Below are 23,706 nucleotides of genomic sequence, written 5' to 3'. Positions count from 1 at the left end.
ATGGTAGATCGAGGAGACTATAAATATCCTGACACTCAGGCGTATAATTTTGTGCTTAAGCGACTGAATGAACATGGAGTAACGATTAAAGATATTGCACAGATTGCAATTGATTTACAGAAAAAATATTCAAATGTTCCTGATTTAGACTATGTTTGTGGGATTGTTAATGATATTTTGCATAAAAGGGAAGTATTGAATAACGCAATGGTAGGGCTTGAACTGGATCGTTTAGCACAAGATGGCGAGTTAGAAGAGCCACTTGAAAGCATTGTCTCTCATGATTTAGGGGTGTTTGGCGTTGATGAAACGTTGGCACTTGGAATTGCTTCAATCTATGGGACGATTGGGGTTACTAATTATGGTGAAATTGACACTAATAAAAATGGAATTGTAAAAGAACTCGATACAAACGGTCAAATTGTCAATACTTTTATTGATGATATTGTTGGAGCTATTGCTGGCGCTACTGCCGCTAAAATTGCACATGATAATGCTTAAAAAAGGTCCTCACAAAAGTGAGGACCTTTTTTTAGTTTGACTTCTTTACTGCTTTGATGCATTTTGAATTAAACCTGAATTCATCATGAATACTGGTTGATTCACCAACGTCATGTCTCACGACTTTTAACCAATCGTCTTGGTTATCACCTAAGCCAGTTGGGTTAACAAATGTAACTTCGACTAAATCGCCAACTTCATAAGGAAGATTTTTATCGTATTCAACTAAATTATAAGTTTCATAAGCTTTTGTTTTCATATTATTTCCTCCATTGGTTAATTATATCAAATTATGTTTTAATCGCTAAAATTATGCAGTAAATTTTTGTCAATAAAGCGACTGATTGGTTATATTATATAATAATAATTATTATATTATGAGACAAAAGTGAATTAATAATTAGGGTAAATACTGATGTCAAGGTATTATAATTATGTTTTGTGAAATTTAAGACTCTATTGTCGTTGTTTTTAATAAAGTTTATAATCTAAATTGTGAAGTAAGCAGTAAGAGATTCATAATGAAATATTGAATGTTGAGATTAAAAATAACTAGATAATTTTGTGAATGCTAATGTAGGAAATAGTGTTCACGTGGTGTTAGAAAGTGTGAGAAGCTTTTAACACCGTAATTAATACTGTCATAAATGATAAGTTGGTGGAAGATAAGTGTTATTGAGTACGTGAAAAATCATTTAATGATAGCCTATGTCTTGTTATAAGATTTGAAATTAAAACAACTATGCGAATTTATTCGTATTTCAATATGATGAATACTCTGAAATACCATTTAGGTCATGCTACTTCGTAGTATGACCCTTTTTGATGGGAAAGGAGGTGAGTCATAATGAAGGAGTTTAAACTAGTAGTTCCAAGTACAGATCGAAGCGTTCGGCTTAGTGGTAGAACTATTTACTATTACAGTATTGGAAATAAAAACAATTACTCCGTTGTTTTTCCATATGATGCCGAATATTTGAACTTACCGAACGGGAAAATGGTTTTTCGCTCGATTACAGACGATTATTTTGGCAAGGCCACAGATGGTAGTTCTTATCACGCTACTATTCGTCTAAACGACTAGTTATTGTAGAACCAGAAGCTAATACTTCTGGTTCTTACATAGACTCCAATGATTTTTATTGGCATGGTGATAGTTTAATCAATGTTTTTATGGATAGATTATAACTATATAAATCCAATGATATAGATTTATAGAAACTAAAAGAGGGAATAATAACGCACATTATTATTCTCTTTTTACATAATTAATGTAATTATTATGGTATTTTTTTCACATGATAAAGCATAAATGTTGACATGACGGCATTTATGGCCTACTTTAGAAGTGTAAGGAAATATAAGAGAGTGAGATGATCTAATGAAAAAGGTAATTAAGGGAGCATTAATCGCAGGTGTGACCGTTGGTTTATTCTTTGGCTTGCAGATGAATAGTTCAGCAAGTCACACTGAAACTACATATGCAGCAGCAACGGATACTAAGGAAATGACCTCACAAGCTAGACCTAGGATTTCTAAATTAAGATATGATCGTGGTACGTGGGGACAGGTCAACTGGAACTATAATGAGATCAATCGGACTTTAACGTTGAGCGGTAAAGATAAAACCTTGGGAACCTATGCATATTCACAACTTGGAGATTTACGTCAGGCTTTAAATGACGCCCGGGTTATTAATATCCAAGATAAGATGTATGCCCCATCAAATTCTGATTATCTTTTTTCTCAATCGGCAGATGATGATCCACTCCACCAAGGCAATCAAGGATTAAAGAACCTGCAAACTATTAATGGTCTCGATAAATTGGATACATCAAAAGTATCCGGCATGGATTATATGTTTAATGGTGATACCGCACTAAAAAGTATCGATGTCACTCACTTTGACACCTCAAATGTTAATCGTATGAGACTGATGTTTGGTGCCGATATTAATCTTAAAGACATTGATGTCAGTCATTTTGACACTTCTAAAGTTGTCGATATGAGTTCAATGTTTGTTGATGACTATGCTGTTAAAAATATTGACGGTTTAACGAGTTTTAGGATTAATCCTAGTAATCGTAGCTTGAGCAATATGTTTCAGGATGACTATCAGTTACAAAACTTAGATTTGACTAGCTTCGATACTCGGGCTGCCTCAAAGGGTAAATATAATGGATTGTCCGCTTTCATGAAGGGTGATAATCAGCTTCACCAAATTAAGTTAGGTGATAAGACAATCTTAAAGGCTCCTGATGCACCTGGTGCAGGTCCAATTATTCCAGAACCGGTAGTAGGTACCCAGTTTGTATTTGACGGAAAAGATTACACTGTTAAATCACCCAATTGGATGAACATTGATAATAACAATCAATTGCAGAATAATTTAAGTCTTGCAGATGGACAATCACATCCCGGTAATTGGATTTGGGCAACCAACTACAATGTCCCTTCGATTTCCATAACTGAACAAGTTAATTTTGTAAATAAAAAGGGGCAGTACGTGAATGCAACTTCAGTTACTGGCATCCCAGGTGAAAAGCAAACTTTAATTGCTCCAACTGGATATCGATTTGAGAATAATAACGCTACCATTACCATTGGAAGTAAAAATGCGACGGTAAACGTTGTTGTTGTTCGAAATAGATAGGTCATAAAGTGGTCCACTTTTATAAATATCGCTACGAAAATTAGTGATACTTATTTTTACAAGTGGCCAAATAGTTTCAAATATTTTTGAAGGGGATAATGTGTATGATTACAATTGCATCTACTACTGATAACAATATGGCGATACCGCTGGCAGTCAACTATTCGTCAATATTGAACCATAATAAGAATTCAATTTTCACGTTTTACGTTGTTAATGATCATTTAAGTTCCAACAGTGCTGATTTGTTAAAGGCCCTGGAAAAAGTCTACGACAACTGTAAGGCAATTAACTTTTTGCAACCCAACACCGCTGCATATAAGGATGCTAATGTAAAATCTCCGGATAGTGCAATTAAGGAAAACACTTACTATCGAATTGAGATTCCTGAAGAAGTTCATGAACCTAAAATCCTTTATTTGGATGCTGACATGGTATGTGTGGGTGATATTTCGAATCTTTTTAATACCGATCTTGATGGCAATATTGTCGGTGCCGTTGAGGATTCTGGCTACGTTGATCGGTTAAAAAGGATGCATGTTAGTGATGAGCCGGGTCAATATTTTAACGCTGGTCTATTGCTGATTGATACGAAAGCTTGGAATGATAATGATACTTCTGAAAAGGTTAGAAAGTTAGCAATTGATAAACCTGATATGCTGAAGTATCAAGACCAAGATGCTCTAAACGCCATTTTTAATGGACACTGGAAAAAACTTGACCCTAAGTATAATTTGCAAAGTCATCTAGTTAAGGGTGAGAGTGGATTAAATCCTATCCCAGAGCGTCGAGCAGCTGAGGCAAATGCACTTAAGCACCCTGTGATTATTCATTACACTAATTTTGATAAGCCATGGATCGTTAAAAATAACCATCTTCATCCATTACGCAATTATTATTACCAAGCTAAGAACCAATTAATTTACGATCTAGGCGATTATATTAGATAAAAAGTAGTGAGAGAGTGGACAATTGTCCACTCTTTTTGTTTACATAATTTAATTACTATTAATGAAAAAAGACGATATCAATAAGCTTGATAACGTCTTGTTAGTAACGAATGCCCGAGATGAGATTCGAACTCATACTCAGTAAACTGAACAGCGACCTGAACGCTGCGCGTCTGCCAATTCCGCCACTCGGGCAATTACTACCTTTCAATCATACAATAAAAATGTCGTAAAATAAACACTCAATTTTGTGGTATCCTTGTATTTATTATTTAATTGTGTAAAATATAAGATAGTACAAGAGTTTTTAGAAAGAAGAGATTATAATGGTTGAACCACGTAAGATTGAAAGCCAGTTGTGTTTTGGAATCTATAATACAAGTAAAAAGTTTAGTCGGTACTACCAAATCGTTTTATCTCCATTTAATTTAACTTATCCACAATACATTACCATGTTGGTGTTATGGGAACATGCCCCAATGACCGTTCGTGAGCTTGGATCTTACTTAGACTTAGATAGTGGGACTTTAACTCCGTTGTTGAAACGGCTTGAAAAGCAGGGATGGGTGACAAGAACACGTAGTCATAAAGATGAACGAGTTGTCATCGTTGACACTACAGAATACGCTAAGGAACATCGTGATAAAGTATATGAACACGTTAATCAATGTTTTTCTGTTTTGGATATGAGCCAGGATGATATTGAAAAATGTTTGAAGATGGTGAATGCAGTTGGTGACCGATTGGATAATGTTAGTGAACAAAAATTAAAAGATGTTAAGTAGTAAAAAGACATTCTGTGTGAACTGGAATTAATTTAGTTTACGCAGAATGTTTTTTATTATATTAATTTATGTTTTCATTATTGGTTTTGAGTTAGTCATTATCTCTTTCTTTTGGTAGAATTGTCTAGGAGTAAATTAAAAACAAAATTAAAGTCCGAATGATTTATTTGGATTTCCATTACAAAAATTAGCGGAATGGAGCTGAATTTTTTGTCACTAAGCATTCAAGAAATTAAAAATATTCTTCGTGAACATGACTTATTAAAATCAGTTAATCAGACTAATGATAATGATTTTAACTATGTTAGTTATGATTCACGAGACATAAAACCGAAAACCTTATTCTTTGGGAAGGGAAACTTTAAGCCTGAATTTGTTACGTTAGCAAAAAAGGCTGGAGCAACTGGAATAGTGTGTGAAGATCATTTATCTGAAAGTAACGGAATGAATGAGATTTTGGTTACTAACATTCAAAAAGCAATGTCTTTGATCTCTGCTGCATTTTTCAATTATCCACAAGACGATTTGTTCATCATTGCCTATACGGGTACTAAGGGGAAAACGACTTCTTCATATTTCACTCGGGATGCAATTAGGAGGGCGAGTGGGGATAAAACCGCCTTATTTTCAACTATCAATACCGTGGTTGGTAATGAACCAAATCAAACATTTAAGTCACATCTAACTACTCCAGAATCACTAGATATTTTTAAGAATATGAGAGCCGCTGTCGATAATGGGATGAAATATCTCATTATGGAAGTTTCGTCTCAGGCATACTTAAAAAATCGGGTTTTTGGATTAAAGTATAACGTAGGTAATTTTTTAAATATTTCTCCCGATCACATTGGGGAAAACGAGCATCCGACTTTTGCAAACTATTTGCACTGTAAAGAACAACTCTTGGTTAATTCAAATAAGTGCATTTTGAATGCCGATTCAGACCACCTGATTGATATTTATTATGCTGCCAAAACCACAACTGATCCCCAAAATATTTATTTGTTTGGTAAAAAGGGGACGACTCCACAACTTGAAATCGACCTTGATTTCACGTACGAGCCAGTTTCAGATAGCTTGACTGATAACGATATTCAATTAAGTTCCATTTCTGATAAAGCTAAAAAGTTAGGCTTAGACGGAAATTATCGCATTGGTATTCCAGGTGATTACAATGAATCAAATGCAACCGCTTCGATCATATCGGCTGGACTTGCTGGCTTTAAACGTGGTGATATGTTAGATGGTTTGGCAGGAGCAAAAATTCCTGGAAGAATGGAAATCTTTAAGTCTAAAAACCATGGGAACGTTCATGTGGATTATGCCCATAATTATGCTAGTATGAATGCATTACTAGGATTTTTAAAACGACAAGACCCCAGTGGAAAAGTTATTGTAGTGGTTGGTAGCCCAGGCAATAAGGGAATCGACCGTCGAGAGGGATTTGGCAAAGCGTTGACTCAGAATGCCGATGTAGCGTTTTTAACTACTGACGACCCCGCTTATGAGGATCCCATGAAGATTGCAAAGGAAATTGATAGTCATATCGATCATGATAAGGTTGACGTTCATTTCGAAATGGACCGTGAAAAAGCCATTAAAAAGGCCATTAATTTTGGCAAACGTGGAGATATCATTGTAGTAGCGGGTAAAGGACGCGATCCTTATCAAAAGATTAATGGTGTTGATACACCTTATCCAACCGATTCGGTTATCGTGGAAGATTACTTGGAGGATTTAAATAGTAATGACAAATGAGAAAGTTCCAGATTTCACTCCAATCTTACTTGGAAGTGATTTTAATGTGTACGGGATGGCGCGTTCTTTCTACGAGTTGTATGGTAAGCGTGTCAAGGCTTATGCCCAGGAACGATTAGCCCCCACAAGATTTACCAAAATTGTGGATCTGACGTTTATTCCCGGCTTTAGTGAGGATCCAGTATGGTTTGAAGAGATGAAAAAGTTAAAAAAGAAGTATGCCAACCACAAAGAACCGGTCATTTTAATTGGGTGTGGGGATGGTTATGCTGAATTAATTTCTAAACATAAGAAAGATTTAGAAGATGTCTTTGTCTGTCCATACGTTGATTATTCGTTAATAAAACAACTTAATAGTAAAGAAAATTTTTATAAAATGTGTGATAAGTATGGAATGCCATATCCCGGCACCAAGATTATTTCCAAAAGCAATTTTGAAGATAATGACTTTGATCAACCATTTGATTATCCAATTGCACTTAAACCAACCAATAGCGTGGAATGGTTGGATATCCGTTTTGAGGGAAGAAAGAAAGCTTTTACCATTAAAAGTGATGCCGAGTATCGTGACATTGTTTCAAAAATTTATAATAATGGTTATACTTCAGACTTGATCGTCCAAGATTTCATCCCAGGTGATGACAGCAACATGCGGGTCTTAAATGCTTATGTTGACAAGAATCATCATGTTAAGATGATGTGTTTAGGCCATCCACTTTTGGAAGATCCGGCACCGTCTGCAATTGGTAACTACGTCACGATTATTCCTGACTTTGATCAACGGATTTATGATCAGATTCAACAGTTTTTAGAGTCGATTGAATTTACTGGGTATGCTAATTTTGACATGAAGTATGATGTTAGAGACGATACGTACAAGTTGTTTGAAATCAATTTGAGACAGGGACGCAGCAGTTTCTTTGTCACCCTAAATGGATATAACCTTGCTCAATGGGTGGTTCGTGATTACGTTCAAGATGACCTAGCGGACCAAAAGACAGTGTATGCCAATCAAGATCCTAAGAAATATTATTTATGGTTAGGGGTGCCCAATCGTGTTTTTCGTAAGTATGCCAAAGATAATGAAGATAAAAAGAAGGCAGAAGAGCTGATCAAAAAAGGTCAGTGGGGAACGACTTTTTGGTATAAAAAAGATGAAAACTTCATGCGTTGGCTACTTATGAAATGGATGGACCATAATTACGCAAAAAACTTCAAAAAATATTTTCATATGAATAAGGAATAAGATAATGAAAAAGTTTTTCACAATTATTGGTGGGATGGGGACCCAAGCGACTGAGAGTTATGTTCATTTACTAAATCAACGGACCCCAGCTCACTGTGATCAAGATTATTTAAATTATATATTAGTTAATCATGCGACGGTTCCAGACCGGACGGATTATATTACTGATCCAGAAAATAATCCGAGCCCACTAGTTCCACTTGAAGAAGATATTAAACAACAGAGCAAACTGGGACCAGAATTTTTTGCGTTACCATGTAATACTGCCCATTATTTTTATGATCAGTTACAGAGTATGACGGATGTTCCAATTTTGCATATGCCTAGGTTAGCGGTAGCCGCAATTGCTAAGAAGTTTCCACACGCTAAAAGAGTGGGGCTAATTGCCACTAAGGGAACTCTAAAGGACAAGGTATATGATAAAGAAATTACTAAAGCTGGATATGAAGTTGTGCACCCTACCGCTGAAATTGCGGATGAAACGATGGATTTAATTTATAAAGGTGTTAAGGAGCAGGATTATGTCGATCCAAAATTATATCATCATATTTTAAATCAAATGGTTAATGAATTGGATAGCGATGTGGTGATTTTAGGTTGTACTGAGATTTCGGTAGCAGAAGAGCGAGCTGGTAATCATGACTACCCTGTGATTGATGCGCAAGCGGAGCTAGTTGATGAATCAATTCGGTTAGCTGAAAAAATGCAAAAAAATAAATCATCCAAGTGATTGGATGATTTTTTAGTAGTAGTTATTGAATGAAAAACAAAAGCCCAATTGAGATTAAAATCGAAATCAATGTCAATAAAATTACGTAGGGTTTTAAATTACCTTGGATTTTTCTCTGGTAACAAATATCAATGAAAGAAATCGCGACGATTGTCATTATAAAACTTAAAGAGACCAAATAACGATGCTCGTTAAAGTGATTCAGGGTAAAAACCACTTCACTAATCAACAAAAGAATGTAAAACGCGCGCGTATAGACGACACCCTTAATAATCTTTTTGTCTTGTTTTCGCGTGATTCCGATTGTTAGTGAGATTAATAAAAGAATCCATAGTAAAGTAATTATGTAGATTAACATGATGTTTAGCCTCCACTTGAATTTTATCATACGGCTCTGTAGAAGTCTTGATGACAAGGGTTATAATTCATGATATAATTATACACGTATTGCGGGTGTAGTTTAGTGGTAAAATTTAAGCTTCCCAAGCTTACGTCGCGGGTTCGATTCCCGTCACCCGCTTTGGGAAGCTACCAACGATGAGAGTGTAGTACTAATTATAATTTCAAAGCAAATCTAAGTTGATGTGAGTTAGATAAATTGTGATTGGGAAGGCGTCCTTTCTAGGTATACAAATTTAATAATGAGTGGGTATTTCCAAATAGAGTGGTACCGCGGGTAATCTCGTCTCTTGCATTGATTTAATTAATGTAAGAGGCTTTTTATTTATGAGGAGGATATTATGGATTACAGACAACAAGTTGCAGACGTAGTTGCTGATGCAACTAACAACCAAATTTCAACGAGTGATATTTACGGAAAAATTGAGAAACCGAAAACTTCAGATAACGGGGACTTAGCATTTCCAACTTTTATTCTAGCTAAGGAGTTACATAAAGCTCCTCAACAGATCGCAAAGGATATCGTCAATAATGTTGATGGAAGTCAGTTTGATAAAGTCGTTGCCGTTGGTCCTTACGTTAACTTCTTCTTGGATAAAGGAAAAGTTAGTAAGCAAGTCATGTCAGAGGTTTTGACGGATAAAGAGCATTATGGTGATAATTACGATGGCAAGGATCAGACCGTGACCATTGATATGTCTTCTCCAAATATTGCTAAGCCAATGTCAATGGGACACCTTCGTTCCACTGTGATTGGAAATTCAATTTCCGAAATTTTAAGAAAAAATGGATATAAAACAATTAAAGATAATCATTTAGGTGATTGGGGAACCCAATTTGGTAAGTTAATTACGGCTTACTTAAAGTGGGGAAATGAAGAGGACGTAAAGCGTCATCCAATTCATTACTTAGTTCAGTATTACGTCAAATTTCATAAGGAAGATCAGAAAAATCCTGAACTAGACGAAGAAGCACGCGAATGGTTTAAAAAACTCGAAGATGGTGATCCCGAAGCTACCAAACTATGGAAGTGGTTTAGGGATGTGTCGTTAGAGGCTTTTAATAATACCTATAAAAAACTGGGCGTTAAATTTGATACCTATAATGGTGAGTCATTTTACAATGACAAAATGGATGAAGTGGTTGACATTCTAAAAAAAGATGGATTGCTTCAGGAATCTCAAGGAGCTCAAGTGGTCGATTTAAGTAACGCTAACCTAAATCCAGCACTTATCTTAAAGAGCGATGGGGCTTCTCTTTACATTACTAGAGACATTGCAACGGCGTTATACCGTGAACGGACGTATCATCCGGTCATGAATCTCTACGTGGTGGGATCCGAACAAACTAATTATTTCCATCAACTAAAAGCTGTCTTAAAAAAGATGGGCATAAAGAATGCGGATGGTGTTCATCATATCCCGTTTGGCTTAATTACGGTTAATGGTAAAAAGCTTTCAACTAGACGTGGAAATATTATTTTATTAAACAAAGTTTTAGATGATTCAATTACCATGGCAAAACAACAAATTGCTGAGAAGAATCCTGATTTACCAAATAAAGATGAAGTGGCTACACAAGTTGGGGTTGGTGCCATTATCTTTGGTGATCTTAAGAGTGAGCGAATCAATAGCATTGATTTCGTACTTAAAGACCAATTAAAATTTGAAGGTGAGACTGGCCCATACGTTCAGTATGCCCATGCTCGTGCTGAGAGTATTTTGCGGAAGTCTGGTAAAAAAGAATTTGATGAATCAGCAAATGAATTGACTGATGCAGGTGCTTTTGAAGTCATTAAGTTACTTCAGGCTTTTCCAGAAGTTGTAAAACAAGCTCGAAATGAATTCGAGCCTTCTGATATTGCTAAGTATTCGCTAAGACTAGCTAAGTCATTCAATAAATATTATGCTCATTCTAAGATTTTAGCGGACGATGATGAGCAAGACGCCCGTCTCGACCTTGTTAAAAGTGTTGCGATTGTATTAAAAGAGTCGTTAAGATTGTTGGGAATTAAAGCACCCGATCAAATGTAGAATAAAGTGGATGTCAATTGACATCCACTTTATCTTTTAAAATCCATTAATGTCCATGTGTTACAATAGCATTTAATGATAAAAGGAGATTTGGACTTTTATGGATAACAACAGCAAAAGTAAGTCAATATTTAAAAGAATTTGGGGTTACTTCAGAAAATTCTGGCGTAGATTTCAAATTACGAGATGGATTATTGTAGTTGTTTTATTCGTTATCTTGGTTTTAAGTAGTTATTTGACGATTGTGGCAAAGACTTCGCACGTTCGTGATCTTCAGTCTAATTTATCAAAATCGACTGTGATTTATGATTCACATCACCAAGAAGCTGGCAAATTGTACGCACAAAAGGGTACTTACGTTCAGATGAATAAGATTTCAAAAAATATTCCTAATGCGATTCTTTCGACGGAAGATCGCAATTTCTATAAGGAACATGGCTATTCGGTTAGTGGTTACGGGAGAGCCATTTTACTTGCAATTAAGAATAGGGTACTGGGTCGTGACTACATTAGTGGTGGAGGAAGTACAATTTCGCAGCAGTTAGCCAAGAACACTTTTCTTTCCCAGCAACAAACTTTAACCAGAAAACTTAAAGAATTATTCATTTCAATTGAGATTGAGAACGTTTATTCAAAGAACCAAATTTTGACGATGTATATGAACAACGCTTACTTTGGTAATGGCGTGTATGGGGTCGAAGATGCCTCGAAGCGATACTTTGGGCAGTCTGCGGAAGATTTACCGGTCCAGGATGCAGCTGTGTTAGCAGGGATGCTATCGAATCCTAGTAATAATCCGATTGATCATCCGGAGGCGGCACGTCAGAGGAGAAATGTGGTTCTTGATTTAATGGCAAAGAACCATAAGATCACTAATTCAGAGGCAAAAAAATACCAAGCCATGCCGTTGAACACTAAAAATTCCTATCGTTCTACTAATGGGTATAAATATCCCTATTATTTTGATGCTGTTATTAATGAGGCTATCTCAAAATATGGATTAACTGAATCTGACATCATGAATCATGGGTATAAAATTTATACGAATCTAAATCAGCAACAGCAGCAAAGCTTTCAGACTGATTTTAAAAATCCTAATTTGTTTCCTAATGATGCTTCGGATGGGACCAAGGTCCAAGCTGCATCAGTTGCTTTGAATCCAAAAAATGGTGGGGTTCAAGCGGTTGTTGGTGGACGTGGTAAGACGGTTTTCCGTGGTTATAATCGTGCGACCGATATTAAACGTCAGCCTGGTTCGACGATGAAACCACTTGCGGTCTATACGCCAGCTCTTGAAAACGGGTATTATTATGATTCTGAACTTGAAAACCAGAAGAAATCGTATGGATCAAACCACTATACTCCGCATAATTACAATGATGTTTATACAGGAAAAGTTCCGATGTACCAAGCTCTGGCACAGAGTATGAACGCGCCCGCAGTTTGGTTATTAAATAAGATCGGAGTAAACAAGGGATACGATTCGGTTAAAAAGTTCAACTTACCGGTCACGGATAAGGATAAGAATCTAGCATTGGCCCTTGGGGGCTTGTCCAACGGAGTTTCCCCACAACAAATGGCTGGTGCCTATACTGCTTTTGCTAATAAAGGGAAAATTTCACAGCCGTTCTATATTACTAAGATCGTTGATTCGACAGGGAAGACGGTCGTTGATAATGAACATCCAAGTTCAAAACAAATCATGTCTCCTTCAACGGCACGACAGATGACAAGTATGATGCTTGGTGTCTTTGATAATGGAACTGGTGTTGATGCTAAACCGAGCGGGTATCAAGTTGCCGGAAAAACTGGAAGTACTGAGGCTGATAATACTCCAGATTCCGATGCTACCAAAGATAAATGGATCATCGGATACACTCCTAACGTTGTGGTAGCAACTTGGGAAGGCTTTGATAGTACCAACTCTACGCATCATTTAGAGAATTTGACTGGGACCGACGTTGGTCCGTTGTACAAGACACAAATGCAACAAATTCTTCCGTACACCAAGGGAACCCAATTTGGTGTCCAAGACGCACAAACGGTGGCACGTGATGGTGATGAAGATAATGATACGCAGAATTCTAAACTATTTAAGGGTATTACTAATGATACTGGTAAAGTCGTTAAGGGAATCGTTAAAGAAGGTGCCAGTGGAATTAAAAAGGGTGCCTCAGAAGTTATTAGCGGTGCGAAAGCTTTACTAGGCCGATAGCTTCACGTATGTTAAAATATACACTGTAACAATATTTAAGGAGGGAAATAATTATGGCAGAAAATGATGTAATGAAAGACGCACAAACTTTACAGGATGCACTAGTAAAGACTGATGAATTTAAAGAACTCCAAGCCACATACGATGAGTTAAAGAAGGACAAAGATGCTTTTAAGACATTTAAGGACTTTCAAACTAATCAAAATGAATTAAGACAAAAGCAAATGGCTGGTCAACAAATTTCGCAAGATGATATGAAAAAAGCTCAAGATCTTGCCAATAAAATGAACAGTCTTGATATCATCAAAAAATTGATGGGTAAAGAAAAAGCAATGGGCAAAGTCATTGATGATGCTAATATGTTAATTACTAAGCCTTTACGTGATATGTATGAAGCTTAATTGATCGTTAATCGGAGCGCCCATTGGTGCTCCGATTTTTTTGTATGGGAGAAATTATAATGAAGTTTATTCATGCGGCAGATTTACATTTGGATAGTCCGTTTTTAGGAATCAGAGAGGATGCTACCACTCCGAGTAAGCTGTGGGACATTTTGCACGAGGCTCCATTCGATTCATTAAAGAAGATTATTGATGATGCCATTTTAGATGATGTTGATTTTGTTTTGCTAGTGGGAGATTTGTTTGACAGTAGTCACCAAAGTGTCAAAGCCATTAGTTTTTTGATTAAACAGTTAGAACGATTGGATGAACATGATATTCCTGTACTTCTTTCGTTTGGTAATCATGATTATCAAAGTGAAGGTGCCAAAAATTTCAATTTTCCGGCTAATGTTTACGTATTTCCCAAAGAAGTGACGACGCACACATTGACTCTTAAAGACGGAAGAACAGTTGCTATTACAGGTTTTAGTTACGCTACTAGGAATATTTCAGATGATATTATCTCTGGATTTCCAGAACGTTCAAACGCTGACTACCAAATTGGGATGGTTCACGGTGCTATTAAGGGTGGCAACGACTCACAGTATGCACCGTTTACCATTAACGAAATGGAAAATTTGGGATATGATTATTGGGCATTAGGGCATATTCATAAACGTCAGCAGTTAGGTCATCATCCCTTAATTGAATATCCGGGGAATATCCAGGGCCGTCATAAAAATGAAATGGGTGAAAAGGGGTACTTATTAGTCAGTGATGAGACTAATGGAGGTTTAAACGTTCAGTTTGAACCCACCTGTCCGCTCATTTGGTCAAATCTTTCAATGAATTTACGGGGAACTGACTCAGAAGAAGCGGTCGTTAATCAAATTATGGAGAAAATTGAGTCGAGTGATTTTTCTAAGCTTAATTTGTTGAGCGTGAAGTTAAATATGAATGAAGAAGCCAATTTTTCATCAGAAGAACTGCTCGACCGGGTTAAGGAAAAGTTACAATATGATTTTGAACGATTTAATGCTTGGGTTTATGAAATTGACGTTGTTGATAATTCTGGGATGAAATTTAATGATCTAGATCAGAAATTCTGGGATGACACTAAGCATGAAGTTTATAATGAAGAAAACCTTAAAAATTTGGCGAAGAAGCTTTTTAAGCACTCTTACATTCGTGACAACTTTTTAAGTGATGAAGCCATCTCTAAATTACTTGATGAAAGTATGAATTTAATTACTAGTAAAACGAAAGGGAACGTGAAGGATGAGGATTAAAAAAGTTGAAGTATTCGGCTTTGGAAAACTTCATAATTTAACACTGAACTTTAGTGGGTTCCAGGTTATTTATGGTAGAAACGAGGCTGGAAAAACAACCCTCTTAAATTTCATTAAAGATGTTTTATTTGGCTTTCGGGACAGTCGGAGTAAGCGAGACTTCACTCCCAAAGATGACTATAAAATGGGTGGTCGTTTAACGGTTGAACAAAATGGAACTACTTATCTTGTTCAAAGAAATGAAGGTAAAAATGGTGGGTTATTAACCGTTTTTGATCAAAATAAAAATGAATTACCTGCTGGAATTTTGGATAAAATTTTAGGTCCAATCAATCGGGAATCATATGATAACCTGTTTTATTTTGGCAACGTTGATTTAAATGATATTTCGAGATTAAATCGTGAAGAATTGTCAAAACGAATCCAGCGTGTTGGGGTCGTAGGGATTGATAACTGGATTGAACTAGAGGACGAAAATCAGGAAAATGGTGGTAAGATCTATAAGCCGACTGGTAAAAAGCCTGAGTTAAACCGACTTTTAGTTGATCGAGAAAGATTAAACGCGAAAGTACATGAAGCCAGTAATGAATATCCCAAGTACCATGAATTGACCATTCAAGCTAAAAAAGAACAAGAAAAAAAGACTCAGAATCGCAATAAAAGAAATAAATTTTCTGAGCGATTAAATCAGGTTAATCAAGATTTAGCGAACTGGGATAAATATGCTCAATTAAGACAGTTACAAGACGATAAATTAGCGGTTAAACACGGCTTTTCTGAGCATGACTTTGAAACATTTCAAGACATCCAAAATAAGATTAGTAATATTCAATTAGATGTTAAGAATGATGAACAAAACATTATTGATTTTAAGAATACGCATCAGGAATCCAATTCTGATTTGAAATTTTACAATGATAATGCTGATTTAATTCGTAATTTATATTTAGAACTGGACGGCCAAATCCAACAGGTCAGACGGATTGAACAGCTTGATCATGATATCAAAACATATCAGACTCGTTTGGCTAATGATGAATTTGATGCTGGTGGAAGTGAAAGTATTCCGTTTAATGATGATGAGATTGACAAAATATCGACCTTAATAGATGAGTATCAAAATGTAAAAGCACAAATAAACTATCAGGTTCATGCGATGCCCACAAATGAGAGCGGAGATAATTCGTTATCATTAATTGCTGATGCGGTTGGTCTAATAATTATTGGAATTGGAATTTTTATGGGTGGAGTAACTCTTCCTATTTTGGTGGTCATTGGGTTATTGTGTATTGGTTTTGGCATTTATCGTTATGTGCAAAAATCGAACCAACCAGTTAAAGAGGAGAATGATACTGACCATTTAAAGCGAAAATTGACTCAGATTGAGCAAGAGTTGGGTCAAATGGGAAACGAGCATCACATCCAGAGTATTCCATTTAACCAATGGACAAGTGCTTTACAAAACTCCATTAAACGACGTGACTTAGATCGTGATAGTTTACAGAATTTCATTGGAAACCAAAAGACAATGAATGAGAAGGTTGAGAGTTACCTCGATCGTTGGAATTTTGCTTCCAGTAAAATTGGTTTAAGTGATTCCGATAATGAAATGGTAGCGTTAAGTAAAATTAGACAGTTCATCTCAAATGTAAATGATCAAAAGCGAAATGCAGAACAGGTGAGCCATGAATTGAGTAGTTTAACTTCAATGGTTGATCGCCATCGTGAGCAGTTGAAAGAAGTAAGTGATCGTCTTGACCATTTCCTAAAGGAACGAAACGTTGCAAGTAGTAGTGATTTTAAAAAATTATACGATGAGCAGCGGATCGCTACGGATAAAAACAAACGTAAAGTGGAGTTAGAAAACTCACTTGATCAGACAATTGTTGAAAGATTACAAAAATACGATAATGTTAATCAGTTAAAAAACGTGATTAATGATCTTCAGAAACAAATTGGACAGTTGGACGCAGATTTTTCCGATCAATCTGATCGGTTGGCGCAACTTAACGTGCAAATTAATAACATGGAAAAAGATGGGACGCTTGATTCATTGACCCAGGAATTGGCCAGTATGGATACTAAAGTTAACGAATTGGTTCAAAAATGGTTGGTTTACCAGTTAACTAATCAGTGGATTGAAAAAGTACTCGATGCCGCTAGTAGTGGAAGAATTCCTAAAGTTAGAAAGGATGCAGCTAAATTCTTTGAAACACTAACGGACGGTCATTATAGTAAAATTGATTATAATAAGAGAAGTATTACGGTTGTTAACTCTGATGGAGTTAAGTTCAAGGTTGAGGAACTTTCAAAAGGAACCATGCAGCAGTTATACTTATCGTTGGTTTTTGCGTTAACGTTGGCTTTTAGTGATGAATATCCAATGCCAATTATGATTGATGATGGTTTTGCTGACTTTGATCACTTTAGAACTGATAAGGCAATTGAATTAATGAAAGCTTTGGCTAAAAGCACGCAGGTGATTTATTTTACGGCTGATGATCGAATTAGACACGATGTAAGTGGCGATCATTTAATTGAATTAAAGTAGTGGAGGTGGAGTCAAATGAGCAAAAAATTGAAAGAATATCAAATGGATGAAGAAATCGATGCGTTTGTATTGGTTAAGTCGGCCGATACTAGAATTGCTAAGAACGGAAAACAATTCATTTCGTTTGTTTTTGAAGATAATTCCGGAGAGATCGGTGGAAAACTTTGGGGTGCCAGTAATGAGGATGTAAAGACTTTTAAAGCTGGGCAGGTCGTTCACATTAATGGCAAACGGGAAGCTTACCAGGGAAGTCCACAAATTAAGATTAATCATCTTCGACAAACAGAATCTGGTGAACCCAGTGATCCATCTAAGTTTATGCAACATGCTCAAATGACTCGTTCCGAGATGGAAGAATATATTGGTCAGACAATTTTCGAAATTATTAATCCAACGTGGAATCGAATTGTTCGGGTACTTCTTAAAAAGCACCAGGATGAATTCTTTACTTTTCCGGCAGCTAAATCGAATCATCATGCTTATGCAGGCGGATTAGCATTTCACACCATTTCGATTTTGAAGCTGGCCAAGGAAGTCGCTAAGCTCTATCCACAAGTTAATTCTTCACTTCTGTATGCAGGTGCCATCCTTCATGATTTAGGCAAGACTACTGAGCTGTCAGGACCTGTTTCGACATCTTATACTAGTGAAGGTGATCTGTTAGGACATATCAGTATTATTGATGGGGAAATTGTTGAAGCTGCTGACCAACTAAAAATCGATCAGCATTCTGAAGATTTATTACTTCTAAGACATATGGTGCTCTCACATCATGGAATTAAGGAGTATGGATCCCCGGTTACGCCTGAATTGCTGGAAGCGCAGATTCTCCATGATTTAGATGAACTTGATGCTTCAATTAACATGATTACTGGGGCTTTAAATGATACGGAAGCAGGATCATTTAGTAAACGAATTTTTGGAATGGATCGAAATAAGTTTTATAAACCTGATAAAAAAGAAAATGGTCAGTAACTTTTAAGTTACTAACCATTTTCTTTTTTATGATTGATTATTTCATTGGCTTTGGAGTTGATGTGTAATCAGCCAAGATGTTTTGTAAGTCTTTGTCTTGGATCTTTACATCTCCATCTTTAAGAACTTTTGAAACGACAGCGTGTAAGACATTACTATCGCTCATGCGTTCAGTTGCCAACTGGTCTTTTAATTCAGCTTTGTGATCCTGATATTTACCCTTGGAAGGGTGGTTGACCATTTGGATTACTTGGTATCCAGCTTTAGTTTTGACAGGTTCTTTGGTGTATTCACCATTTTTGAGTTTAAAGGCAGCATTTTTGAAGTTATTGTCAAGACTTGGATCCATATTATCGAATGGAGCCATCTTGCCGCCGTCTTTCTTGTTAGCATCAGTTGAGTACTTCTTGGCTAAGTCAGAGAATTTTTGACCGTTTTCTAAGCCAGAAATTACTTTTTCAGCGTCACCTTGATTTTTGGTGGTAATCTCATTAACGGTTACTTTAGGTTGATATTTCTTGAATTGGTTTTGCAAATCTTTGTCAGAGAAACTTGTGTTAGCAATCACAGCTTGCTTTAACAGAAGATTATCTTTGATTTGTTCTTTTAAACTTTTCTCAGTTAAACCTTGTTGACTGAGAAGGGTTTTAAATTGAGAACCATATTGTGACTTGTATTGGTTAAATTGGTCATCAACTTGAGATGATTTGACTTTATTACCATATTCTTTGTTAAGAACTTTGTTCAAAATCATAGTTTGGAGAACTGTTTTACCCTGTGGGGTCTTCTTCATACTATTGTAATATTGACTTTCTGTAATTTTACCACCACTAGTAGTAGCAACTGTTTTACTACCACAGGCAACCAGTGAAACACTTAAAAGTAATCCTGCAACTCCAACGAGCCATTTTTTCTTCATATATTAGCACATCCATTTCTTCAAAATATTAAAGTACTCAATACATTCAGTACTCCATTTATTTTTAATATAACATATATTTGATGCAAATTAATATTTGGTCGAATAATTTAATTGAAATTAAATGTTATTTATTTCGTTAGATAAAAGATCAATTCTAGGCTTTAGCTGAAATTGGGCTTCCTGTACGTCACGATTAAGACCATCTATTATTGGTTTTGCATCATTTAAAGCTTTTGTGAATTGGTTTAAATTTTGGTTAACTGAACTAGCTGAATGAAAAATGTTTTTAAGGTCGGCAGTGGTTACGTTATCTGTGGGATTAGACTTCCTTTTTAAAAGTAGTAGACCCGTAACAGAAACACCAACTATTATTCCGGCACTAACTAAGCAAGCGGTCTTTTTTTTCATGAGTTAATCCCCCAATTGTTTGGTAATTGAATTGGCAACTTCTTGGTATTTAGTTTCGTCATATTCTTTAGAATTATCAGAAAAGTTAATTGAAAAAGTATCATCCACACTGTAACGGGGAATTAAATGAAAGTGAGCATGTGGAACAGATTGATAGGCAATTTTCCCGTTATCATTGACAATATTCATTCCCTTGATGTTTGGGTTAGAATTTTTGACCGCACGTGCAATTTCTGGTACTTTCGCAAATACTTTACTAGCTGTAGCTGAGTCAAAATGAAAAATATCCTGAATATGTTTTTTAGGAATCACCAGAGTGTGGCCTGGAGTTGTTTGGGAAATATCTAAAAATGCAAGAATTTCGTCATCTTCATAAACTTTATAACTAGGGATTTCACCCTTGACAATTTTACAAAAAACGCAATTTGGATCGTAATCAGTCATATAAATCTCTCCCTTCAAGTTAATCCAATTATACACTAACATTACCTGCATAATAAGTGATAGCAAGCAATTATGGTATACTGATTACAATAATGAAAAGAAATGAAGGGTAAATATGAGTTTGCAAGTAGAAGACTTGACTGGTGGCTACTCTGGTATGCCAGTCTTAAAAAATGAGACTTTTGATGTTAATGATGGCGAATTAGTTTCTTTAATTGGTTTAAATGGTGCTGGGAAGTCAACTACCATTAATCATATTATTGGACTCATGAAGCCATTTACTGGAACCGTTAAAGTCAATGGTTTGCAGATTGGTCAAAACATTGAAAAATACAAACAACAAATTGCATATATTCCGGAAATGCCAGTATTATACAAAGAATTAACTTTAAAAGAACACATTGATACTACTATCATGGCTTATAATTTGGATAAACAAGTAGCGTGGGAGAAAGCTAATCAGTTACTTAAGACTTTTCGGTTGGATAAACGACTTGATTGGTTTCCTGCCAACTTTTCAAAGGGAATGCGTCAGAAAGTGATGATTGTTTGTGCGTTCATTACTAATGCGTCGCTTTATGTAATTGATGAACCATTTTTAGGTCTCGATCCGCTCGCGGTCGATGATCTTTTGCAGTTGATTGAAGAAAAGAAGAGTAAGGGTGCCAGTATTTTAATGTCGACTCATGTTCTTGATACCGCAGAAAAGTATTGTGATCGTTTTGTGTTAATTAACAAAGGTGAGATTCAAACGGAAGGAACGATGGAACAGATTAGAAAAGAGTATCCCAATGATGGGAAGTCACTTTCAGATATTTATCTGTCTTTAGCAAGGGATGATAAAAATGAATAGGATTTTCCAAAAAAGGTTAAGCAATCATTTAATCGAAATGACTAAATACCTTAAATATGTTTTTAACGATTTTTTTGTGATTGCGATTATGTTCTTTGTGGGTGGCCTTGGCTACGCTTACTCTGGATTTTTAAAGCAATTATCAGGCAATTTATGGTGGGAGCGCCCGATTGCGATTTTGATTTTACTAGTGGTGCTTCAACTTGGTGGATTGGCAACTTTAATCAAGTCCGCTGATAAGGTTTTTATGGCCCCTAAGGAATACCAATTTGCTGGTTACTTTAAGGGAGCATTTCTCTATAGTTTGTTTATGGCATTGCTGATTGATTTAGTAACGTGGTTTGTACTAATGCCATTTTTAAGTGTTTCGATTGGATGGACAATTTCAGAGTTAATCGGGTTGTTAATCGTAATTTTGCTTTTGAAAACCGGTTGGATGTCATATCAAGTAATCAAACTCTATTTTCAGTTAAATCGACATGTAGTATTAGCCGGTGTAACTGAGTGGGTTATCCCCCTTATTATTCTGGTATTAGCATTGTACTTTAATGTTTTTATAGCTGCACTATTAGCATTAGTTGTGGCTGCATTGTTAATGTATGTCGCTATTCTAACCAAAAATAAGATCTTAAACTGGAATTATGCAATTGAACATGAAGATTCTCGTATGAATCTGATTTATCATTTTTATAGTTTATTCACCGAAGTCCCTGAACTTTCAGGTCGGATTCACCGCAGAAAATACTTGGATCCAATTTTTAAGTTGTTAAAAAAAGATCAAGGTCACGTCTATTCGAATTTGTATCTTCGATCATTATTAAGAGACAGTGGACCAGGGTCTCTTTACTTTCGCTTAATAATTATTGCCGTTATTTTGGTATTGATTATTCCTAATCAAATTATTGTTTCGTTAATGACAATTATTTTTGTTTATTTAGTCGGATTTCAGTTAATCCCATTTTATGAGCATTTTGAAAGTAATGTGTTTACCCATATTTATCCGGTTAGTCAGAAGATCCAGCTGACGGATTTTCGACAGATCGTTCAAATTTTACTTTTGTTTGAATGCTTTATCCTCCTGATTGCAATGTTAATCGCCCGGATGTCGGTTCCTGTAATCTTAATAACGGTGGTAATTTGGATTGTTGAGGGATATGTCTTAACGATTCCCTATTTAAATAAAAAAGTTAAACAAATTAGAAACTGAGGTTAAATGATGAGAGTTAGAAATAAGCCCTGGGCAAATCAATTTATTTTAGATCATCCTGAATTAATTGTTGATGATCCAGAAAAATACATGGGAAAGTGGGAAACACGTTTTTCTAGAGACGCCCCAATTTATGTCGAAATTGGTTGTGGTAAAGGAAAATTTATTACTGAAATGGCAGAAAAAAATCCCAATATTAATTTTATTGGGATTGAAATTCAAAAGTCAGTAATTGCAATGGCACTAAAAAAAGTCGTAAATAGTCGTTTAGATAACGTTCAATTGATTCATACTGATGGCGGTCTTGTGAACACCATTTTTAAAAAGGGTGAGGTTTCAAAAATTTTTCTAAACTTTTCTGATCCCTGGCCAAAGAAACGACATACAAAACGGCGACTTACCTCGCCGCGTTTTCTTAAGAGTTATCAAGACGTGTTACCTGACCAAGCTAAACTGGAGTTTAAAACTGATAATCGTGGATTATTTGAGTATTCGTTGGTTAGTTTGAATAATTTTGGGATGAAGTTTGAATCCGTTAATCTTGACTTGCATGCTAGCGATGCTGCTAAAGATAATGTAGAAACTGAATATGAAGAGAAATTTAAAGAAAAGGGTCCAATCTATAAGATTGTAGCCCAATTTGTTGATTAACTAATCGACTTTGTGTTTAAAAGTTGAACGTTATCGAGGTTATTTGTGGTCAAATCGAATGTAAATCCATATGATTTAATGTCATGGTTATCATCGTCTAAAATGTTGATTCCGCCAAGGAACTGGCCATCTTCGTTTTGGTTAAAGTCGATCCAGTAACCATACAACTCACTATTATCAAACTTTTTGCTTAATGTATCGGACAAGTGACGTCTAACCCGATCTTGGTCGCGTTCTTGCTTGAATTTAATAAGTGAATACAGCGAAACTCCCGCAATTACGGATCCAGTAATAAAAGCTAGTTTGTGTTTTATGATAATAAAAAGCATCCCTTCGATTGAATTTGTTGAATTTATTATATAACATTTTTAATACGAGTGGGTTATAATATTAATGTTTAGGAGGGATACGATGGAACAATTACCAGTAATGAATCTTAACGAATTAAAGCAAAAAATTAAGCATGGAAAGTACATCCTATTTTTCTCTGCCACATGGTGTCCAGATTGTGCGTTTATCAAGCCTGTTATGCCAGAAATTGTAAAAGATTTTCCAAACTATGACTTTATTGCAGTTGATCGAGATGAAAATATCGATTTAGCTAAGGAAATGAACATTTTTGGAATTCCAAGCTTCGTTGCCTTTGATAATGGGATTGAGACTGGTCGTTTGGTTAATAAAGATCGAAAAACCAAGGAACAAGTAGAAGATTTTATTAAATCTCTTCCACAATAAATTCGGAGGTGAGCTAAA

Annotated in this window: 24 protein-coding genes and 2 tRNA genes; 19 read left to right on the top strand and 7 right to left on the bottom strand. The window is 35.8% G+C overall.

The features are described 5' to 3' along the window. The gene (locus AC6UDG_RS04680) at positions 1 to 501 is read left to right on the top strand and encodes a phosphatidylglycerophosphatase A family protein (RefSeq protein WP_500693632.1); all 501 of its coding nucleotides are present in this window, start codon (positions 1 to 3) and stop codon (positions 499 to 501) included. Positions 502 to 532: 31 nt separating this feature from the next. Here the strand turns inward: AC6UDG_RS04680 and AC6UDG_RS04675 are convergent, their stop codons facing one another. Then, positions 533 to 760, bottom strand: coding sequence for an SH3 domain-containing protein (locus AC6UDG_RS04675; protein ID WP_500693633.1), 228 nt, complete (start codon positions 758 to 760; stop codon positions 533 to 535). Positions 761 to 1,348: 588 nt separating this feature from the next. Between AC6UDG_RS04675 and AC6UDG_RS04670 the strand changes: the two genes are divergently transcribed. From AC6UDG_RS04670 to AC6UDG_RS04660, 3 genes are all read left to right on the top strand, one after another. After that, positions 1,349 to 1,585 (top strand): hypothetical protein, encoded by a 237-nt coding sequence (locus AC6UDG_RS04670; RefSeq protein WP_500693634.1) that lies wholly within the window; start codon positions 1,349 to 1,351, stop codon positions 1,583 to 1,585. Positions 1,586 to 1,882: 297 nt separating this feature from the next. Then, a complete protein-coding gene (locus AC6UDG_RS04665; RefSeq protein ID WP_500706622.1) occupies positions 1,883 to 3,154 on the top strand; it encodes a BspA family leucine-rich repeat surface protein in 1,272 nt (423 codons plus the stop codon). Positions 3,155 to 3,258: 104 nt separating this feature from the next. Next, positions 3,259 to 4,104, top strand: a complete 846-nt coding sequence (locus AC6UDG_RS04660; RefSeq protein WP_500706620.1) for a glycosyltransferase family 8 protein — start codon at positions 3,259 to 3,261, stop codon at positions 4,102 to 4,104. Positions 4,105 to 4,215: 111 nt separating this feature from the next. Here AC6UDG_RS04660 and AC6UDG_RS04655 read toward each other — a convergent pair. After that, positions 4,216 to 4,299 (bottom strand) — tRNA-Leu (locus AC6UDG_RS04655). A 131-nt stretch (positions 4,300 to 4,430) separates the two neighbouring features. On the opposite strand from AC6UDG_RS04655, the gene AC6UDG_RS04650 reads away from it, so the two are divergent. The 4 genes from AC6UDG_RS04650 (at position 4,431) to AC6UDG_RS04635 (ending at position 8,623) form a co-directional block, all read left to right on the top strand. Further along, the gene (locus AC6UDG_RS04650) at positions 4,431 to 4,889 is read left to right on the top strand and encodes a MarR family winged helix-turn-helix transcriptional regulator (protein WP_500706618.1); all 459 of its coding nucleotides are present in this window, start codon (positions 4,431 to 4,433) and stop codon (positions 4,887 to 4,889) included. A gap of 210 nt (positions 4,890 to 5,099) precedes the next feature. After that, entirely contained in the window at positions 5,100 to 6,647 is a 1,548-nt protein-coding gene (locus tag AC6UDG_RS04645) for a UDP-N-acetylmuramoyl-L-alanyl-D-glutamate--2,6-diaminopimelate ligase (protein WP_500706616.1), read from the top strand. Next, positions 6,637 to 7,893 (top strand): carboxylate--amine ligase, encoded by a 1,257-nt coding sequence (locus tag AC6UDG_RS04640; RefSeq protein WP_500695733.1) that lies wholly within the window; start codon positions 6,637 to 6,639, stop codon positions 7,891 to 7,893. Before AC6UDG_RS04645 ends, AC6UDG_RS04640 begins: the two co-directional genes overlap by 11 nt. Before the next feature lie 4 nt (positions 7,894 to 7,897). Beyond that, entirely contained in the window at positions 7,898 to 8,623 is a 726-nt protein-coding gene (locus tag AC6UDG_RS04635; RefSeq protein WP_500706614.1) for an aspartate/glutamate racemase family protein, read from the top strand. A 22-nt stretch (positions 8,624 to 8,645) separates the two neighbouring features. On the opposite strand, the gene AC6UDG_RS04630 is transcribed toward AC6UDG_RS04635, so the two are convergent. Further along, positions 8,646 to 8,981 carry a DUF1516 family protein gene (locus AC6UDG_RS04630; RefSeq protein WP_500693640.1) on the bottom strand — a complete coding sequence of 112 codons (336 nt, stop codon included), beginning with the start codon at positions 8,979 to 8,981 and terminating at the stop codon, positions 8,646 to 8,648. 91 nt (positions 8,982 to 9,072) lie between these two features. On the opposite strand from AC6UDG_RS04630, the gene AC6UDG_RS04625 reads away from it, so the two are divergent. From AC6UDG_RS04625 to AC6UDG_RS04595, 7 genes are all read left to right on the top strand, one after another. Then, a tRNA-Gly gene (locus tag AC6UDG_RS04625) sits at positions 9,073 to 9,143 on the top strand. Positions 9,144 to 9,363: 220 nt separating this feature from the next. After that, a complete protein-coding gene (gene argS / locus AC6UDG_RS04620; RefSeq protein WP_500693641.1) occupies positions 9,364 to 11,055 on the top strand; it encodes an arginine--tRNA ligase in 1,692 nt (563 codons plus the stop codon). A 100-nt stretch (positions 11,056 to 11,155) separates the two neighbouring features. Then, the gene (locus tag AC6UDG_RS04615) at positions 11,156 to 13,270 is read left to right on the top strand and encodes a transglycosylase domain-containing protein (protein ID WP_500693642.1); all 2,115 of its coding nucleotides are present in this window, start codon (positions 11,156 to 11,158) and stop codon (positions 13,268 to 13,270) included. Positions 13,271 to 13,323: 53 nt separating this feature from the next. Beyond that, positions 13,324 to 13,671, top strand: coding sequence for a YlbF family regulator (locus AC6UDG_RS04610; RefSeq protein ID WP_500693643.1), 348 nt, complete (start codon positions 13,324 to 13,326; stop codon positions 13,669 to 13,671). Positions 13,672 to 13,730: 59 nt separating this feature from the next. Further along, on the top strand, positions 13,731 to 14,942 hold the full coding sequence (locus AC6UDG_RS04605) for a metallophosphoesterase family protein (RefSeq protein WP_500706612.1): 1,212 nt from the start codon (positions 13,731 to 13,733) through the stop codon (positions 14,940 to 14,942). After that, positions 14,932 to 17,493 carry an AAA family ATPase gene (locus tag AC6UDG_RS04600; protein WP_500706610.1) on the top strand — a complete coding sequence of 854 codons (2,562 nt, stop codon included), beginning with the start codon at positions 14,932 to 14,934 and terminating at the stop codon, positions 17,491 to 17,493. The genes AC6UDG_RS04605 and AC6UDG_RS04600 overlap by 11 nt, the downstream gene beginning before the upstream one ends. Before the next feature lie 15 nt (positions 17,494 to 17,508). Continuing rightward, positions 17,509 to 18,468 (top strand): 3'-5' exoribonuclease YhaM family protein, encoded by a 960-nt coding sequence (locus AC6UDG_RS04595; protein ID WP_500695728.1) that lies wholly within the window; start codon positions 17,509 to 17,511, stop codon positions 18,466 to 18,468. Positions 18,469 to 18,505: 37 nt separating this feature from the next. Here AC6UDG_RS04595 and AC6UDG_RS04590 read toward each other — a convergent pair whose 3' ends face one another. The 3 genes from AC6UDG_RS04590 to AC6UDG_RS04580 all read right to left on the bottom strand — a co-directional run bounded on the left by AC6UDG_RS04590 (position 18,506) and on the right by AC6UDG_RS04580 (position 20,242). Continuing rightward, positions 18,506 to 19,387: a peptidylprolyl isomerase gene (locus AC6UDG_RS04590; protein ID WP_500695727.1), complete on the bottom strand. Its 882-nt coding sequence runs from the start codon at positions 19,385 to 19,387 to the stop codon at positions 18,506 to 18,508. A gap of 120 nt (positions 19,388 to 19,507) precedes the next feature. After that, positions 19,508 to 19,798: a hypothetical protein gene (locus AC6UDG_RS04585; protein ID WP_500706608.1), complete on the bottom strand. Its 291-nt coding sequence runs from the start codon at positions 19,796 to 19,798 to the stop codon at positions 19,508 to 19,510. A 3-nt stretch (positions 19,799 to 19,801) separates the two neighbouring features. After that, complete coding sequence (locus AC6UDG_RS04580) at positions 19,802 to 20,242, bottom strand: HIT family protein (RefSeq protein WP_500706606.1); 441 nt, start codon at positions 20,240 to 20,242, stop codon at positions 19,802 to 19,804. A gap of 115 nt (positions 20,243 to 20,357) precedes the next feature. Between AC6UDG_RS04580 and AC6UDG_RS04575 the strand changes: the two genes are divergently transcribed. From AC6UDG_RS04575 to trmB, 3 genes are read left to right on the top strand one after another with little or no spacing between them, the layout of a single operon-like run. Beyond that, the gene (locus AC6UDG_RS04575; protein WP_500706604.1) at positions 20,358 to 21,095 is read left to right on the top strand and encodes an ABC transporter ATP-binding protein; all 738 of its coding nucleotides are present in this window, start codon (positions 20,358 to 20,360) and stop codon (positions 21,093 to 21,095) included. After that, on the top strand, positions 21,088 to 22,302 hold the full coding sequence (locus AC6UDG_RS04570) for an ABC transporter permease (RefSeq protein WP_500706602.1): 1,215 nt from the start codon (positions 21,088 to 21,090) through the stop codon (positions 22,300 to 22,302). The genes AC6UDG_RS04575 and AC6UDG_RS04570 overlap by 8 nt, the downstream gene beginning before the upstream one ends. Before the next feature lie 9 nt (positions 22,303 to 22,311). Beyond that, positions 22,312 to 22,953, top strand: a complete 642-nt coding sequence (gene trmB, locus AC6UDG_RS04565) for a tRNA (guanosine(46)-N7)-methyltransferase TrmB (RefSeq protein WP_500699530.1) — start codon at positions 22,312 to 22,314, stop codon at positions 22,951 to 22,953. On the opposite strand, the gene AC6UDG_RS04560 is transcribed toward trmB, so the two are convergent. Further along, a complete protein-coding gene (locus AC6UDG_RS04560) occupies positions 22,950 to 23,282 on the bottom strand; it encodes a hypothetical protein (protein ID WP_500693653.1) in 333 nt (110 codons plus the stop codon). The two genes, trmB and AC6UDG_RS04560, sit on opposite strands and share 4 nt — an antisense overlap. Positions 23,283 to 23,364: 82 nt before the next feature. Here AC6UDG_RS04560 and AC6UDG_RS04555 point away from each other — a divergent pair, with 82 nt between their 5' ends. Continuing rightward, entirely contained in the window at positions 23,365 to 23,688 is a 324-nt protein-coding gene (locus tag AC6UDG_RS04555) for a thioredoxin family protein (RefSeq protein ID WP_500699529.1), read from the top strand. The last annotated feature ends 18 nt before the right edge of the window (positions 23,689 to 23,706 follow it).

It is taken from the genome of Fructilactobacillus sp. X2R1C1 (genome assembly GCF_059901435.1).
The sequence above is the reverse complement of the archived record's forward strand: the minus strand, read 5'-3'. Positions and strand labels throughout refer to the sequence as shown.